This window comes from Methylorubrum suomiense (assembly GCF_022179765.1).
Classification (GTDB): domain Bacteria; phylum Pseudomonadota; class Alphaproteobacteria; order Rhizobiales; family Beijerinckiaceae; genus Methylobacterium; species Methylobacterium suomiense.
This window is the reverse complement of the sequence record NZ_BPRE01000004.1, coordinates 224842-242248: the sequence shown is the minus strand read 5'-3', so window position 1 is coordinate 242248 and position 17407 is coordinate 224842. Positions and strand designations below refer to the sequence as shown.

The 17407-nt window shown below is 66.6% G+C and carries 10 protein-coding genes and 1 pseudogene; 5 read left to right on the top strand and 6 right to left on the bottom strand.

Going from position 1 to position 17407, the window contains the following annotated elements:
* Positions 1 to 31: 31 nt before the first annotated feature.
* The 6 genes from MFF26_RS08305 to MFF26_RS08280 all read right to left on the bottom strand — a co-directional run bounded on the left by MFF26_RS08305 (position 32) and on the right by MFF26_RS08280 (position 9786).
* Positions 32 to 3463 (bottom strand): ATP-dependent helicase, encoded by a 3432-nt coding sequence (locus MFF26_RS08305; RefSeq protein WP_003596988.1) that lies wholly within the window; start codon positions 3461 to 3463, stop codon positions 32 to 34.
* Complete coding sequence (locus MFF26_RS08300) at positions 3450 to 4043, bottom strand: hypothetical protein (protein ID WP_238307875.1); 594 nt, start codon at positions 4041 to 4043, stop codon at positions 3450 to 3452. Before MFF26_RS08300 ends, MFF26_RS08305 begins: the two co-directional genes overlap by 14 nt.
* Positions 4044 to 4078: 35 nt before the next feature.
* A complete protein-coding gene (locus tag MFF26_RS08295) occupies positions 4079 to 4771 on the bottom strand; it encodes an RNA polymerase sigma factor (protein WP_238307874.1) in 693 nt (230 codons plus the stop codon).
* 483 nt (positions 4772 to 5254) lie between these two features.
* Complete coding sequence (locus tag MFF26_RS08290; RefSeq protein ID WP_238307873.1) at positions 5255 to 5635, bottom strand: hypothetical protein; 381 nt, start codon at positions 5633 to 5635, stop codon at positions 5255 to 5257.
* 1447 nt (positions 5636 to 7082) lie between these two features.
* On the bottom strand, positions 7083 to 7895 hold the full coding sequence (locus MFF26_RS08285) for a hypothetical protein (protein ID WP_238307872.1): 813 nt from the start codon (positions 7893 to 7895) through the stop codon (positions 7083 to 7085).
* Positions 7896 to 8331: 436 nt separating this feature from the next.
* On the bottom strand, positions 8332 to 9786 hold the full coding sequence (locus MFF26_RS08280) for a tyrosine-type recombinase/integrase (RefSeq protein WP_238307871.1): 1455 nt from the start codon (positions 9784 to 9786) through the stop codon (positions 8332 to 8334).
* 569 nt (positions 9787 to 10355) lie between these two features.
* Here MFF26_RS08280 and MFF26_RS08275 point away from each other — a divergent pair.
* From MFF26_RS08275 to MFF26_RS08255, 5 genes and pseudogenes are all read left to right on the top strand, one after another.
* Positions 10356 to 11027, top strand: coding sequence for a hypothetical protein (locus MFF26_RS08275; RefSeq protein WP_238307870.1), 672 nt, complete (start codon positions 10356 to 10358; stop codon positions 11025 to 11027).
* A gap of 1488 nt (positions 11028 to 12515) precedes the next feature.
* A complete protein-coding gene (locus MFF26_RS08270; RefSeq protein ID WP_238307869.1) occupies positions 12516 to 14639 on the top strand; it encodes a TonB-dependent hemoglobin/transferrin/lactoferrin family receptor in 2124 nt (707 codons plus the stop codon).
* An 11-nt stretch (positions 14640 to 14650) separates the two neighbouring features.
* Positions 14651 to 15376: a hypothetical protein gene (locus tag MFF26_RS08265; RefSeq protein WP_137827902.1), complete on the top strand. Its 726-nt coding sequence runs from the start codon at positions 14651 to 14653 to the stop codon at positions 15374 to 15376.
* Positions 15369 to 16253, top strand: a complete 885-nt coding sequence (locus MFF26_RS08260) for a ChaN family lipoprotein (protein ID WP_210236181.1) — start codon at positions 15369 to 15371, stop codon at positions 16251 to 16253. The genes MFF26_RS08265 and MFF26_RS08260 overlap by 8 nt, the downstream gene beginning before the upstream one ends.
* Positions 16250 to 17326: pseudogene (locus tag MFF26_RS08255) on the top strand (SbmA/BacA-like family transporter); the annotation flags it as partial. The gene MFF26_RS08260 and the pseudogene MFF26_RS08255, both read left to right, overlap by 4 nt.
* Positions 17327 to 17407: the final 81 nt, after the last annotated feature.

Sequence of the window (17407 nt, the reverse complement as noted above, 5' to 3'; positions counted from 1 at the left end):
CCGAGCAGTCTGTTAGGGGCTCCGGGCCGCGCTACCGGCCCCACGCCAGGGGTCGCCGCACCACCGCCGAGCCGCCGGGAAGGCCGGGGCAGGCGAAGTGATGCGGGCAGCGCGGGCAGCGGGATCCCACGCTCGGGGCGAACAGTCCCGCCCCGATGCCGGACATGTGAGCGACGACGGCGGCACGAAGCTCGTCCCGCTTCTTCGGCGGGATCTCCACCGGTTGCCGGCTGCCGCCGGTGAGATGCACCGCCTCGACCACAACGGGTTCGCCGAACGTCACCTCCGCCGCGGCATCCAGGACGATGTACTCGATCTCCTTCAGCAGCGCCGACGGTGCCTTCCTCGTCGCGACGCGGCGCACGACGAGGCGTCCGTCCGCGTTGCGGACCACGTCGTGCGCCCTGGAAAGGACGCTTCCTCCCGCAACGGCCAGGCTCAAGGCCTCGGGAGGCAGCCTGCCTTCCTCGTCACGCAGGCCGAGGAGGAACCGCAGCATCTCGTCCGCGATGGTCCTGTAAGCCTCGGCGTGCCCGTGGTCGACCGGGCCGTGCTCGGTCCAGGCCGCGGCGAAGGCCTCGCCGAAGCCCTCCGGCTCAGCGCGCCCGGCGTCGAAGTTGCGGTCGAGCCAACGGACCGTCTCCGCCACGGCGTTGTGCATCCGCATGTACGGCGTCTCGTCGCGGCGTCCGCCCAGGCCGAGCAGGTAGGTGTAGAGGAAGCGCAGCCCGCATTTCCCGTAGGAATCGAGGTGCTGGTGGTCGAGCGCGAACGGCGTCTCCCATGTGATGGGAACGGCGGCCGGGCCGGATGGCGGCGGAGGCGACGGGAGCCGGACGAGTGCGGGCGGCCGGCCCAGCGTGGCGGCGATCCGGGCGTTGTAGTCGGACGGGTTCCGCTTCTTGGTCCCGCCGGCCATCATGGTGGACCGGTAGAGGCGCAGGTCGTCTCGCGCGCGGGAGAGCAGGACGAAGAAGAGGCAGGCCTCCTGCTCTTCGTGGCCCGTCAGGCAGGCCTGCGGGCCGGTGAGGCCGTCGCTGCCCTCGATCAGCGCGTCCGGCGGCGGGCAAGGCGGCGGCTTGGCCGTTCGCGGCAGGCCCGTCTTGATCATGCCGGGCGCATGGACGAGCTGGAACTCCAAGCCCTTGCAGGCGTGGATCGTCATGATGCGCACCGCGTCCAGTTCGAGGGCGGCGTCCGGGACGTGCCTGAGCGATTTCTCCTCGCCGAGGACGACCAGCCTCTTGATCCGGCGGAGCGCCTCGAAGGTCGGGAACTGACCCTCGACCGGCAATGACCGCAGGAAGTTCAGGAATTGCCAGATCGCAATGCCCGCCATCCGTTCGGGCAGGGTACCTGAGGCCGCGATCCTCCGGCCGATGCCGAGCCGGTCCAGCACCAGCGCGCTCGCGATGCGCCACGGAGGCGTCCGATCCGCGAAGCCCCCGCAGACCTCTCGCAGGCGCCGCAGCGGCGCCGTCGCCGAGGGGCCGAGGCCGGGGATGGCGTCGGCGGCGGCCAGCCAGTCGAGGGGCGGCCCTGAAGCGTCCCTCAGATGGGCGGCGACCGCGGCGACGTCGCCGAGCTCCATCTCGAACCCCGGCATCGTGGCGACGCGGACGAGCGTTGCGGCGCGGGGATCGTGGAAGAGTGCGAGCAGGCAGAGCAGCTCCTTCACCTCCGGCCGTTCGAACAGCGGCCCGAGGTAGAGGACCGGTACGTCCCGGGCGATCAGGCCTGCGGCGAACTCCGCGAGGCGGTCGTTGGTCGTGCACAGGACCGCCTGTTCGCGGTAGTCCACCCCCGCAGCCTTCGCCTGCGCCGCGGAGGCGGCCACCAGCGCGACCTCGTCGTCGGGGGTGCCGGCGTCGTGCAGCACCGGTTTGAGGCCGGACGCCCCCCTGTCGGGGGCTAGGCCGAGCGCGCCGAGCGGGCGGAAGGCGTCGACGCTCGCGGCGAAGCTCGTGAAGGTGTCGATGATCTCCTTGCGCGACCGGTAGTTGACGTCGAGCGCCCCGAGGGTCGCCCCGGGATAGTGCGCCCGGAACGCGGCCATGCTGGCCGAGGTGGCGCCCCGGAACCGGTAGATCGATTGGCGGGCGTCGCCGACGACCCACAGCCGCTCGCCCTCGTCGGCCGCCAGCGCCCGGATCAAGCGCACGGTGGCGAGGTTGACGTCCTGGTACTCGTCGACGAGCAGGTGGCGATGGCGGAGCGACAGCGCCTTGGCCACGTCGGGATGCTCGGCCGCAAGTCGCACGGGCCTCATGACGAGGTCACCGAAATCGAGGGCATCGGCCTCCGAGAGCAGCCTCTCGTAAGCCTCGTAGACGATGGCTTCCTCATGCGCCCGCGCCGCCCTCAGGCGCGTCGCGTCGTCCGTGGCGGCACGCTGCATCGCATCGGCCAATTCACGGTAGCGCACGTGGTCGACGAGTTCGTCCTTGGCGCGGGAAATGGCCGAGAGGATGTTCGAGAGATCCTGCACCGGGTCCCAGAGGTCCCGGTAATGCGCCAGCGGCAGGCTCGCCAGAACCCCCTCCAGCATCGTGATGGCCGTGGGCTTGTCGACGAGCTTCGGGCTCGCGCTTCGTCCGAGGCGTTCGTGGAAGCGGCGGATCACGTCCAGCCCGAACGCGTGGAAGGTGCCCGTCCAGACCGAGGCGGCCGCCTCGGGCCGCGACAGGGCGAGCCGATCCATCAGCTCGGCCGCCGCCTTGTTCGAGAAGGTCAGGACGAGGATTCCGTTCGGGTCGATCCCCTCGTCGACGAGGCTCTCGATCCTTCTGACCAACGTGCGGGTCTTGCCCGTCCCGGGCCCCGCCTGGAGCAGGTAGGGGCCGCCACGATGGGCGACCGCCGCATCCTGGCTCGGGTCCGGCCGCATCGTGGCCGCGGGGGCGGGGGCGGCGTCCGGCACGACGGGAAGCAGTAGCGCGTCCAGCAGTTGCTGGGTCACCACGTCCGGGCAGATGCCGAGCCGCCCGGCGATGTCGGCGACGCTCATCCCGTCTTGGTGATGGCGACGCGCGACGGCTCGCGGCAGCACCAGTTCGCGCGCGAACAGGTCGGCCTGGACCTCGCGGCGCTCCCCACGCCCGTAGTCGGCCAGCCGCTCGACGGCGCTGCCGCTCTCGGAGGATCGGCTCGGGTCGGTATGCGTGGTGACGACGGGAGCGGTCCCGCCGTGCATCACCACGTGCCCGAGCTCATGTCCGAGCAGGAGCGCATCGCCTCCGGGAGTGCCCGTCTCGCCGTACAGGATGCCCTTCGACTTCGGGTCGAGCCGTGCCCGGCCTCCGTTCAGGGAGACGTCGCCCGCGTGGACGGGCTGGTGCCAGAGGCCGTGGCCCTCAATGGCCCGCACGGCAAGGTCGAACGGCTGCCAGGGATCGGCTCCCTCGGCGACCATCTCGGCATGGATGCGGGCGGCCTGCTTCCGCCCCGCCTCAATCGGATCCACGTTCGGCCTCTGCCATCGCGAGCAGACGCCGCCGTTGATCCGCCGTCAGGCCCGAGCTCGCCACCGCCTCCTCGAAAGTCTGCTTCACGCCGACCTCCGGCTTGCCGTCGGCCTTGGCCATCGTTCCGGCCGGCATGGATGCGGGGCGCTCCAACAGGGCGATGACCGTGTCGACGCCATGCCCGACCTCGTCCGCGATGTCCCGGGCCAGCGCCTTGGGGAAGGACGCGGCCTCGATCAGGCCGTCCCGGACCTTGATCAGGAAGGCGGGGGTCACTCCGAGCCGGGCCGCGAGCCGTGGGAATGACGGGCCGGCGAAGCCCGCGAAGACGTCCGGCGAAGGCTCGACCACCGCGCCGGCCCGGGACTTCGCCGGGGGGCTGGCGATGCCTGCCTGGAAGCGAGCCCATGCCGACGACACGGTGCGCGCCGTCGCGGCGTCAGCCGCGGGGACCGGCCGCGAGGGTTCCAGCACCAACTCGACCGCAAGGTCGGTGAGCTCGCGGCGGAGGTCCGGGTACTCCTTCGTAAAGGCCTCCAACCGCTTCGGGGTGGGTTCGCCTTCCGCCGCGAAGGTCATGAGGATTTCTTGCGCGCGGTGCGAGGGGCTGGTCGTCATCGTCTCTCTCCGAGTTCCCGACGCAGCGTCTCGTACGCATTCCTGAGGCGATAACGTACCGCCCGGTCCGAGACGCCGCAAAGCTTCGCTATGGTCTCCGTGTCTTCTCCCTCGATGCGGTGGCCTTCGAGGAAGAGGGCTACGGCCTCCCGTTGAAGGGGTGGCAGACGGTCGATCGCGCGAAGCAGCTCGTTCCGGAAATGTTCTTTTTCCTGTTCGGACTCGTCGGCGGCGAAGGCTTGGCTGATACGGTTCGTCAGGTCCGGGACGGCATCACCTTCACCGTCGCCCATGTCTTCGATGTGGTCGGTCCCCTCCGCCTGGCTTTCGGAACGCCGCAGCACGCCGATGCGCAAGGCGGCCATAGCGCGGGCGAACCGCACCTCGAAGAAATCCAGCTTGATGCCCGGAGACTGCCTGTCCTCGACGAGGAGATCGACGAGGCGGTTGACGACCTCGGTCCGCAACTCCTCCGCGTCGTAGCGGCGGCTGGTCCGGATCGAGCCCTTCAGGGAGCGCTCGACCCTCTCGATCAACACCTCGAACAGTCTCTGGAAACGGGTGTCCGTGTTGTCGTGGCGTGTCGAGCGCAGCAGATGGACCAAGCATTCGCTCTCGACGTAGCCGGGCGCCTTGGGGTCCTCCGCCCGTGCCTCACGCACGATCCCATCCAGGTCGAGGGCGGCCAATCGGTCGAGGGCGGCTTCTATCGAAGGGGGGCGCACATACGGCTCTCCCTTCTTGGTTCGTCGGTTGAGCGGGGGAGCCATCGCGAAGTCGGGATCAAGCCATGGAAACGGGGATCGCCCGGCTCACGTGGCTACTTAGAGTGGCCGAAATTCGGCAGCGCCGACACGGTTGTGCAATGGCTTGGGGATCTTGCGCGCCTCCATGAACTCAATCGCCCCAGGATATCGAGGAGCGGAATGCCCGCTCCGGCGGGGACCGCGGGTTCGAGACGGCGGGCCTCGTATCGTCGGCGCCGACGCAGCCGATGATGGGCGCTCAAGGTGTCGCGGGCCGGCTCGGCGGAGTAGTCGCTACCCCGATCCAAATCAGGCTCATCCGACGCGCGGGGGCACGGCGGCAACCCTCTTCCCCGAGCGCGACCGTGAGGCGTCCGCCTCATGCCCGGGAGGGCGCAACCCGGCGCCCTCCCGACACGCGGTCTCCTACCGTCGCGGACTTGGCTCCCGCGGACCGCCGAGGGTGTGGACCCAGGGCCTCTCGGGGGGGCGCCGCGCCTTGGAGCCGACCAGCCTTTTGCGCTCCGACGGCGGCGGCAGGACCTTGACCGACGGCGGCCCGAAGAAGGCGAGTTGAACGGCCAGGGACGTGCCCATGGCGAGCTCCTGGTCGACGGCCGCCAGACGGAAGGTGCGCCCCGCCACCATCGCTTCGATCTGGCGAAGGTCGGCGGGGTCGACCACTGCGGCGACCTCGAAACGGCCGCCGGGATCCTCGCCATCCAGGAACTCGATCCACTCGTCGGACCGGTAGGCGAGGCCGACGACCATCAGGTCGGCCCCGGCAACCTTCGTCGGCGGATACAAGGGTTCGGGCACCCCCGGGCCGACGGCCGACGCGCCGGCGTCATCGGGCGTCTCCCGCGCTTCGCGTGCGGGATCTCGATCATGCTTCGTGTTCAATGACAGCTCCGCGCTGGCGACGCACGGCCGGTCGATGCCTGTCGGCTGGCGTCGTTCGAGCCGGAGCGGAACGGGGACTCTTGCCAAGGGCGGCGGGAGATGCGAATCCACTGCCCATGCGCCGAAGCGCCCGTTTCCGCCCTCGGCGGTTCGGGGTTGCTGACCGGGGTGCCTTTGGCCTCGTGAGGGCGCATCCCGGTCGATGGATCGCAAGGAGGCGTGTGTGGGCGGCTACCCGCACACGCCTACCTGCGCGACGGCGGTTCCGGCACGGTCATTCCCTTACTCCTGGTCGGCTCGGGCCGATGCGGCCCGGGCAGCGCCTTGTACCGCGAGCACGGCCCTGGGAGTCAAGTCTGGACCCCGCCTTTTACTGCAGGATCGGCCTGCGATCTGCTATGATCGCGAGATGATGCTCGATTGAAGCAGGACATCAGAGGGACGTCGAAGCATTCCAAGGATCGAATAGCCTATTCTTTCGGATTTGATATTGAAATATGAAAAAGATCAATCCGGACAGCCACTTATGCAGAATGCCCGACCAATGAGGCGACGGAAGGAGCAACGACGCAATCCTTGCCCCCTGCTCCGGCAATCCTTCGCTGGCGGGTGGAGGAAACCGCAGGCAGGCTTGGCACGGCCGCACCGGCCTCAAGGGCGATCCGCGTGTCGGAAGCGGGGCAGCTCCTGGTGCGCGATGTGGGCTTCGTCGGCCGCCGGTCCCATCCGGCCCAAGTAGCGAGGCGGCCAGGGCGACGGTGGCACATAGCCGTCTCCGGAGCGGCCGGTGCCGCGCGAAGGCGTCATATCCGGTTGGATGCCCGGCGCGCGATCCGGGGGGAGGGCCCGCGCTTAGCCCTGCGGGCCGTCTGCCGGGGGCGTGCCTTCCCCGAGCGGGGATACTTTTTCCGCCTGGTGGTTGCCGGACACCGTCCCGGCACGCTTTCTTCGGCTCCCGTGGTCGCCCGGAGCGCCTGCCGCGGGGGTCCCCAGGATGGTCGCGGCCGTGAGGCCCGTCAGCGGTCGGTCGTCTGGCCGCGCGCCGGCCCCATAGCCGACAACGGTCAGTGCAGCCGCGCAGATCGCCGTCGCCGCAAGGATCGTCATGAGGAGCCTCATGACGGCTCAACGGGCAATCAAGCTCGGCCGTTCCGTGGCCGCGGGGCAGACGCGTTCCGCCACGGCACGGACCAGTGCCTCGGACCTTGGGCGGGGCGCAGCGGGCTCCCGATGCACCGTGGCCGGCTCGCGTCCCTCCCGGAACCGGATCGGGCAGGGGCGGAGCGGTTCTTGAGACCGGATCGGCGGGTCAGGTGCCGACGCACGGTCGCGTAGCGGGAAGCGATTCCGGCTATCGACGTCCGGCGGCGGATGCGCTGCCCGTCGGCCAGGATGCCGTCGGCAGTTCCGGGACGGCGTCGCGACAGGACCTGGCAATCCTCCGCATGCCCCGATCCCGCCTGTTGGAGGCGGCCGGCGATGCCGGCGTACCCAGCGCCCGTTCGATGTCGACCAGTCGATCCGCCAGATCGGACAGGCGTCCGGCCAGGGCTTGGTCAGCCGGATGAGAGGCCGGGGACATCAGGTCGGACATCGTCGCGAGTTCGACGGCGGCCGCGTCGGGAACCGCAGCGGCGACCTCAAAGGTCGCCGCCAGCAGGATCCCGATGCGTAGGGTCTCAAGTGTCGGAAGCCCGCGGTCCATGGCGGCCTTCACGGATCGGCCGGGCAAAGGCACCCGGACCGGCAGCGTCCTCGCGGCGGCTTCGGTGCCGCGTCCCTGCAGGCCATGCTTGGGCGATGCGGCAGGCCCATGAGGCCGCCCCGCCCCGAACGTCAGGAGCCACGGGCGCCGCGCGCAGCAGTCGGATGCGTTCCGACGTTTCGCGCCGGACGCGAGCTCTCCGCCGTCAGCGTGACCGGCGGACCGCCTAGCGCGCCTGGCTTGCAGGGGGTCCCCTCCGGAGACCACGGCCACGTCGAGGTGGGTCCAGACGCCGCCCTCATGCAGGAAGCCGAGCGGGGCGACGAAGGCGACGTCGGCTTGGCCGCCGACCGCGGCCCGCGCGAGCGTCGCGGACATGTCCGCCCGGGATGCCGCCGCGTCCTCCATGGATGGACCGCAGGTCGGCCGCCCGATCTCGTGTCCGTCGATGACGGTCATGAACCGTCCTACGCACGCGAGCCCGCAGCTGGCCAGCAGCGCGGCGTAAAGAGCGGAACCATCGTCAGAAAAGAACCCCACGACCATTGCCACCTCCGTCAGTGCACGCTCGAACCTCGTCCCTCAGCGACGCTTATTTATACCATCGGTATAATATCTGCGACAAGGTGGAGGTGGCGCGGAGCCGACCCGAAGCCGCCATGAAGGTTACCGCAAACCTCCAGGATGCAGACAAATGACCTTGGGTCACGTCGCGTGGCTGGCAACGACCAGGCGCTTGCTCCCGGGACGAGGCCATCACGCGAGGGCGACGCCGATGGGCGAGGCGAGACTCGATGCCCATAACGGTTCCTTGGGGGGGACGGAGCAAGCCGGTCGCGCGGACGGTTGCCCGTGCGGATGCCGGATGCGCCTGCCCGCCCGTCGAAACCGCGCCCTACCTGGGATGCGCCCGCGGCCTGAGGGTCATCTCATCGCGGATCGGGCTGCCGTCCAGCGGGGGCAACTTGAGCTTGGCGATGGCTCGGCGCGCCGCGCGCATGTGCGGCCCCTCGCTGTACACGTCCAGGGTGATGCTGCTGCGCTTGTGCCCGACGATCGCGGAAATCATCTCGCCCGGCACCCCGGCCTGCTCCATGCGGCTGCTGAACCAGCGCCGGAAGGAGTGGAAATTCACCAGGGACCGCCGCTTGCCGGGCACCACCTCGTCGACCCCGACGCTTCGGCGGTATTCCGTGAACCGGTTCGAGGCCTTGAAGCTGCGCTCGCGCATCGAGCCGGCCTTCTTGACTGGGGGCCATTCCGGAAAAAGGTCGTCCTCGGGCTGCTTGCCGGCCGTTCGCCGGGCGACGAGTTCCGCCAGGTCGGGATGGATCGGGACGTAGCGGGCCGACGCCTCCTGCTTCTGAGGCTTGAACAGGAAGCAATTGTACGCCGTGTCGCGGACCTTCAGGTCGACGATGGCGTCGAGCCGCGCCCCGGTCAGCGCCCCGATCATCATCAAGTCTCGCAGCTTCGGCGGGGCGGGCCCGCGTAGCAGGTCCGCAACTTCACTGTCCTTGAAGGGCCTCTCCTTCTGGTCGTGCTTCTCCTTCGGGCCCTTGAGGCGGACGTTGGCGAACACGTTGCCCGACACGGCCGCCGTCCTCGGCACCATCCACTGCCAGTAGCCGGAGAGCCGGCCGATGTACTTGTTGAGCGTCACGTGGTGGAGGCCGGTCATCTCGACCAGCGCGTCGGCGAAGGCGTGCGCGCGCCTCACGTCGATCTCTTGTAGCGTGGCCGGGATGCGCTCGCGCTTGCACCATTCCTGCAGGAGGCGCAGCGCGCGGGCGTCGTCCGCCCGGGTCCGGTCCTTGACGAAGAGCTGCTTGCGGTAGTCCTCGTGCATCAGGTCGACGGGAGTCGCCCGACCGTGCGAGATCGCCGAGAAGAGCATGGCCTTCTCGGTCTGCTCGGGAAGCGCCTCCTCGACCTCGTTCGGACCTTCCTCGGGATCTTCGACCCTAACCCAACGCGCGTCCTTCCAGCGGATCTCCGCATGGCGCTCGTAGACCGCCTCCTGAAACTCCTGCCAATCCTCGGCACTGCCGTTCCGCTTGAGTTCCTCGGCGACCTTCGAGAACTCAACGGCGATCTTCATGTCGTCCACGCTGGGACGCCCCACCGCCTCCATGGCCTCCGCGATCCGCCGCTTGAAGCGCTCCACGTGCTTCCTCTTGAGCACGTTCGCCTCCCTGAGGCTGTCCGTGCCGAGATTGTGCACGAGCTTCGTGGCCCCGAGGGCGCGCCGCACCGGTACCGGAACCGAGACCGTGACCCGCCACGTGCCGCCGTGCAATTCCAGGTAAGCCTTCTTCGGGTCGGGCGTGCGGGCCAAGACGTACTCCATGCGGAGTCCAGCGCGGCGACGCTTCACTCCTGCCAAGCGGGATGCCGGGCACCTCAGACAGTCAATCGTCGGTCCGCTGCAGTGCCGATGATGGAGCGAGTACCTTGATCCAACGCTAACGCGTCGTGCTGCCGCCACCCGGTTCCGCCCCGGTCCGCAAACCGTTCGCCGTGCTATTCGTGGATGGTAAATTATACCGGAGATAAAAAACGATGGCCACCGCCCGGCGCGCAGCTCGGACCGATGCGCGTCGGCGAGAGCGAGCTCATGTCACTTCATGCCCACCGAATTACAGGGCCGATGACACGACCGGACCCGTCATGCCGGTGCTTTGCTCCCTTTTGGCAGGACGCATCACGCGCCGAGGGGCGCCTCGTGCACCGGGATATGGATGTGGGTTTCTCCGGAAGCCTCGGGACCGTGCCGACGCGGGTATGCAGCAGCGTCCACAGGGTCCGAGACCGGTTACGCGCTCTCAACCACGCCATCGTTTTTGCGGCGCGGGTAGCCTGGGCGTTCACGACTGCGAGTCTTGTTCCGTGCACCCTGTTCGCAACTTGGGGGGATACATGGACCAGCGGCTCCTGGCACAGCTAACCGGAATGGCCAACAAGCACGCTCAGGCGTTGAACGCCTTACCCGTTCGGGAACGCATGGAATACATGCGCTCGCTCGTCGGGTCGGCTGACTGTGCCTGGGCCGTGTTCCCGGACGGGGAGGGATCGGGCGTCCCGCACGTGATCCTCGTCAAGGGGAAGCGCGTGGGCCGGCGTATGGAGAAGTCCGGCCGGCTCAAGGGGAAGGTGACCGCGGTTCCATGCATCGACCGCTTCATGGCGGAGGCGTTGAACGATGCCTACGGCGACGGATCCACCACCTTGTCAGGAACTGCGCAACCCTCTCCTGAAGTCGCGGCCTTGCTGCGTGCGAACACGACCGAGATGCGCCGCCTCGTCGATGAGGCGAACCGAAACGGCGATCTGGTGAGGGACGGAAAGGTGACCGTGGAAGACCTTTTCCTCCGGGCCGACGTGGTGCACGCGGTCTGGTCGGACCCATCCTCTCCCGGTGGGGTCGGCAAGATGCTGGCCAAGGGCGAAGGCCGGCTCATGCTCATCAGCCAGGGCACCAAGGGCGTTCCCACCAGAGCTGTGGCCCTCCGGTTCCTCGACCGCATGCAGGCCGAGCAAGCTTGGCTCACTTACGGCGACGGACGCGGCGCGATGAGCCAGGCATCCTGAACCGGCCTTCGCGTTCGGCTTCACCCGTAGTCGCGGGCGAGCGGCGTGGCATTGCCGACCCGGGGTCACACGAGCCTTCGGCGCATGGGCTTGCGGTTCTCGCCGGGGACGAGGAGGCGGCATGACCTGCACGCGCCCGGGATCGAGGACGGTCGGCAGGCTTCGCGGTCTGCCACCCTCCTCAGGCGGACGAACCCAAAACACGAACACGGCGATGCGTTGTTCCGGGGACGGGTCTCTCGAAGCGTCGCCGCGCCGGCATCCGAGCCGGATGGAACCACGACGGACCGGGTCGAGCATGACCACGGGATCTGGCGGCGAAGGCCGCTGATCCACATCCGAGGCGGGGAACCCCTGGGGGTGGTAAGACGAGGCCCAAGGGTCCATAAATCCCACGGCCCTCCCAAGCCATCTCCCGACAAGTCACGGAGGGGAAAGAGTATTTTTTCAGTTCAATGGCTTAGCTCCGACCGGGGTAACGGTCCCCTCAGCTCCACCAGGTTTCCCGTCACATGCGGGGAAATGGTGGCAATTGAAGTCCAGCCTGCATTCTTCATTTTGAACGCACTCCTGACCGGGTTAGGGGCTGAGCGTTCGGCGGGGCACGAACTTCGAGGCTAATCTGCCCCTCGAAAATAGCAGCTCTTTGAGCGCCTCTACCGCGCTTCATTCGGTACCGCGCGAAACGCGTGATCATCGGCGCGTATGCCAGCTTCGATCGCCGTGGATCTATGGGAAACCAGCCAACCGCCGGTAGCTCCGGAACATCCGAGTGGGTTGTCGTGCCCGCCTAGGTCGGCGGCGTCACCGATCGATGGCTATTCAACTCAGGTCGGATGCTGACAGATCACGGATCGAGCTGCCACGCATCACGCCGAAGGATCCATCGACGAAGCGTCGAGCCCACATTGGCCCTGTGATCGCCCAGCCCGACGAACCAGATCGCTCGCTCAGCCGAGCCGAGGCCTGCGGCGGGATTGGTGGGGCCGGCACCATCGCAACATTGCAGGGCCTGTTCGCACGGTGGGGATCAACGGCCCGAACTCGTCCACGCCTTTCACGAACACCTCGCCCGCACCCATCGAACGGAGGGGCTGAGACCGCTACCCTGCCGCCGCGAGGAATGCCCGTATCCGCCTCGTCGTGAATGGCGCGCGTGCCTGACCCTCTATCCACCGTCTCAAACGAGATAATTTAAAGTTGTACGACGTTCGATCGTGTGTGATAATCTGATACTTTCATATCGATACTTTATAATATGTCGATTTAAAAAACATATCTTTGACTCGATTGTTTTTTCAACACATAGGCCGACCCCATTGATTGAGGGCGGTCAATATGTCCGAGTCTAGAACAGTATTTCTTTCAGTTTTGTCGCTGGGGTGCATTATATCACTCCCGGTCGCCGCTCAGACCGCGAACGACGCGGCCAACAATCCGGCCTCGCTCAAACCGGTCGCGTCCTCGACTGGAGCTGTCGACCTCGACATGATCACGGTCACGGCGACGCGGCAGCCGACCCTTGCGCTCGACGCACCGGCCACGGTCACCGTCATCTCGCGCGAGCAAATCCAGAGCCGCGTCACCCGCGATGTGCAGGATCTGATGCGGTATCAGCCCGGCGTCGATATTGGCCGTGTGACGTCGGCAACGGACCCCTGGCACAATCTCGGTAGCTTCACGATCCGCGGGGTCACGAACAATCGCGTCCAGATCCTGGTCGATGGCACGCGTGTCATCGAGCGGATCACCGACGGGACCCGCGATCTGGTCGATCTTCCCTTCATTCGCCAAGTCGAGATCCTGCGCGGACCCGGCTCCACTCTGTGGGGCGCCGACGCGCTCGGCGGCATCGTTTCCTACAGCAATCTCGAACCCGACGATCTGTTGGCGGGCAAGAGGAAGAACTGGGCCGTCCGCAGCGATGTGGGCTACGACAGCTTCGACCGATCCTTCTCGAAGTCGGTGATCGGCGCCGTGCAGGCTGGCGAGTGGCAAGTGCTCGCCGGTTTCAACCATCGGACCGCGCATGAGCCGAAGCTGACCACGGCGCGAGCCGATGGCGGTGTCGCCGGATGCCCACGGACACTGCGCTTCCTCCCTTGCAACGTGCTCGATCCGGTCGACACCTCCGGCATCAATTTTCTCGGCAAGATCGTCTTTCGGCCGACACCGGATCAGCAGTTCAAGCTGACTGGCGAGCTGTTCGACCGCAAGTCGACGGTCACGCAGCTCTATGATTACGGAATCGTGTCGTCCAGCATCCGTAACGGTGATTACTCGCGCGATCAGGATCTAAGCCGGTATCGAATCCAATTCGCCCATCAATGGAACGTCGGATTGCCGCTTCTCGATGGCATCCGTTGGAACGTTTCATACTCACCCCAGGAACGCTCCCTCACCAACCGCCGGACACAGTTCACGTCGAACAATCAAACGCGTTACACGCTCGGTACACTAAATTATCGTGAAGAATTTCTGCAAGGCGATATTCAGTTCAGCTCTTCCTTCAGGCTTCTGGGCACCGAACATCGGCTTACTTACGGCTTCCAAGGCGACCGAATCCTAACAGATTACCGGCGCCAGGACATTGTGCGTAATCTGTCGACAAACGTCACGACCGTGACTCGCGGTGGCGGCTTCAACTTTGCGAACGCAACGACGACCCGCGCCGACGGCTACCTGCAGGACGAAATCGCTCTCATGAACGGGCGGCTGACGGTGTCACCCGGTCTGCGTTTCGCGAATTACACGATCGATCCGCGCCCCGACCGGGATTACCGTATCGTCCCCGGCAAAGCTCCGCGGCGTCTCGATTCCTCCCGCCTGATTCCTCAGATCGGAGCGGTGTTCCGGCTTGACGATGTCTACGCCCTTTACGGACGTTATGCCGAAGGCTTCAAGATGCCGACATCACAACAACTCTTCACTTCAATGCCCTTCGGCAGCTCTAATTTAGTGCCTAATCCCGATCTCCGACCAGAAACTGTCCGATCATACGAAGCGGGTGTTAGAGGCCGGTTCGAGGACGGTTGGTTCTCGTTGGGCGCCTTCCACACTGAATACAAAGACTTTATCCAAGAACTTTTTCAAATCCCCGGAACGACTGATTATACGTCACGCAACTTATCCAGGGTGCAGCTGAGCGGTATCGAGGCCTCGGCAGAGTGGGCCTTTACCGAATCCCTCGTCGCCACGTCCTCACTGTCCTACCAGTACGGCAATCAGAAAGTTCGCCCTGGCGCCATTCGCACAGCCTTCGATGCGGCTAGCCCGTTCAAAGCCGTAGTCGGCTTGAAGTGGATCAGTCCGCGCTATGGCCTAGAGACGGAGGTGCTGGCGACCTTTGCGTCACCGGTCTCACGCGCGAGTATACCGACATACTTCAAGGCCGATGGCTACACCGTGTGGGACGCCTATCTCAATTGGCGGCCAACCGAGAATTTGAAGATCCGTGCCGGCGTACAGAATATCTTTGAGGCGCGCTACTTTCCGACCATAAGGGGTTACGATCTCGGTACGACGGACATGCGGGTGTTCGCTCAGAATCCACTCGAACTCCAAGTCGGCGCCGGCCGCACCTGGAAAATCGGCGCGACCCTCGACTTCTGAGCGAGAACGTCTTGAACGCCCTGACGTTCGAACGGGCGCTCGTCGTCGGCGACCCATCCGCGGCGATCGCCAGCGTCACGCGGATGGGTCGCGTGATGCTGGCGGTTGCCCGGCACGGCATCACCCATGAGCGCATCGGTGCCGTTGAGATGGTGCAGCGTGTCGATCACACGCTGCGGCTGGGAGGCTCGGCCCATGACGCGGTGATCGATCTGTCCGCCCTCAAGGCGATCTTGGCCGATCGGACGCCGCGTATGGGAAGCCGGGTACTACCCCGCCTCCAGGCCCTCGGCCATGACGGCGCGATTCTGTTCGCCCTCATCGCCCTCGACGGCCTCGCGGCTTTCGATGGTGCGGCGGACGAACTCGCTTTCGATCCTTCCGCAGCGCCGACCATCGTAGCCGCTCCACAGCCGGTCGCGGACGCATCCGGTGAGGGGCCTGATCCCGGAGGTCTCGCACTGGAGCGGGCAGCCGCAAAGCCGGGCATCGCCCAGCTGCGCTTTGTGGTGCCGGGTGTTCGGCAGAGGTGGAGCGGGTCGATCGGGTCCGTGCTGCCGGCCATGGGCTTCCTCAACGTCATCCAGGCCGATTTCCACCTGCATCTGCGCGCCGGTGCGATCGGTGGCTGGCATTCCGAGAGGAGGGCAGACGCCCAGGTCATGCAGGCACTCGATCCGTCGGGAGCGCCCCTCGGCCTCTTCCTTGAACATGCGGACGTGATCGACCTTGATTGAGATCGCTCCCCCGACCGCCGACACGGTTCGGCATCCGCGCGGCACCTGGTTGATCCCGGATACGGGCAATCCGATCGCCCATCGCGATCTGATGATGCGTATGGCCGAGCGCAGGGTCGTCCTTCTCGGCGAGACCCACGACATCGCCGAGATCCATCGCTGGCAGCTGCACATCCTCGCTGCGCTTCACCTGTATCGGCCGAACCTCGCGGTCGCTTTCGAGATGTTTCCGCGCCGTCTCCAACCCGTGCTGGATGCCTGGATCGAAGGGTGCTTCGACGCCACGACTTTTCTGCAGACCTGCGAATGGTCGCAAATCTGGGGGTTCGATCCAAACCTCTACTTTCCACTGTTCCATTTCTGCCGCCAGCATCGCATCCGGATGGTGGCGATGAACTGTCCCCGACCGTTGGTGTCGCGTGTCGGACGCGAAGGCTGGGCGGCGATCCCGGAAGACGAGCGCGACGGCGTCACGCCGGCACGGCCGGCGACGGACGATCATCGCCGCTACCTGTTCGATCTCATCGGCGCGGCGGGGGGCGCAATCGCGGCGCTCGACCCGAGCTTCGATCGGTTCGTTCGGGCGCAGCAGGTCTGGGATCGGGCCTTCGCCTGCACCATCGCTGAGGCCTTGGCCGACGGGGGACCTCCCCTCGTCGTCGGCATCCTCGGGCGCGGCCATGTCGAGTATGGCCACGGCACACCGTTCCAGCTGGCGGATCTCGGCATCGCGGACGTGGCCGTCCTGCTGCCGACCCATGCGGACAGCCTCGCCCTCAAGCGAAACCGTGGCATTGCCGATGCCGTGTTCCGGCTGGACGAACCCGATCCGCCGCAGACCGCCCGTACGACGCCGCCCGGCCGGACCGCGGCATGATCGCGACGTCCGACAATCGCCGACCGACCGCGCTCGCGCGCTTCCTGCGCCTCGTCGGCCAGATGGCGCGTCTGCTGGCCCTGTGCTGCGCCCGCAGGGAGGGCCGGCGCGGGCTGTTCCTCTTCGGGCTGGTTCTCGGCCTGAATCTGATCGGCATTCCGATCACCGTCCGCCTGATCAGCTGGAGCGCGGATTTCTACAACGCGCTGCAGAAGGCCGATGCGGCAGCCGCGGTTGAACAGATCGGTGTGTTCGCCGGCCTGACCGTTCTGAGTGCCACGACCTCCCTGATCGCCAGCTACCTCCGCAAGCGGTTGGTGATGCTCTGGCGGCGCGAGCTGACCTCCGCGCTGCTGGACCGGTGGCTCGCCGCGCAGGTGTTCTGGCAGGCGGGGAAGGACGGCGAGGACGCCGCGATCGAGAACCCCGATCAGAGAATCGGTGAGGACGCCGCCTTGTTCCTCGAGCGCGTGCTGGGCGAGGAGGGTGGACGCGGTAACGTTCTGAGCTTGATCACATCAGTCGTGGCGCTCGTCTCCTACGTGACGGTGCTATGGAACCTCTCGACCTTCGCGCTGCCGCTCTCGTTCCTCGGCCTATCGATCGAGATCCCGCGCTACATGGTCTGAGCGGCCCCGATCTATGTCGCCGTATCGAGCGCGATCACCCATTGGCTCGGGGCGCCGCTGAAGAACCTGCTGTTCGAGCAGCAGCGACGGGAGGGCGATTTCCGGTTCGCGCTCGGGCGTCTGCGAGAGAATGCCGAGCCGGTCGCCCTGGCCGGTGGCCAGGCAGTCGAACGGGCGATCCTCGGTCAACGCTTCGAGGCGATCGCTTCGAACTGGTATGCCCTGATCCGGCGGGAGTTCATCCAGGGCACGTTCACGCGCCCCTATTTCCAGACCGTGCTGCGCATACCGATGTTCCTGGCATTGCCGGCATTCCTGGCGGGACGGGTGACTCTCGGCGGATTGATGCAGATCGCCTCCGCCTTCCAGAACGTCGTCACGACGCTGTCCTGGTTCATCTTCGCCTATCACGACCTCGCGGAACTCGCGGCCGCCACCAGCCGGCTCGACGGCTTTCTCCGCGCCACGGAGCGCCCGTCGGAGACACACAAGGACCGCGTCGCCAACACGACGCCAACGAGTCCC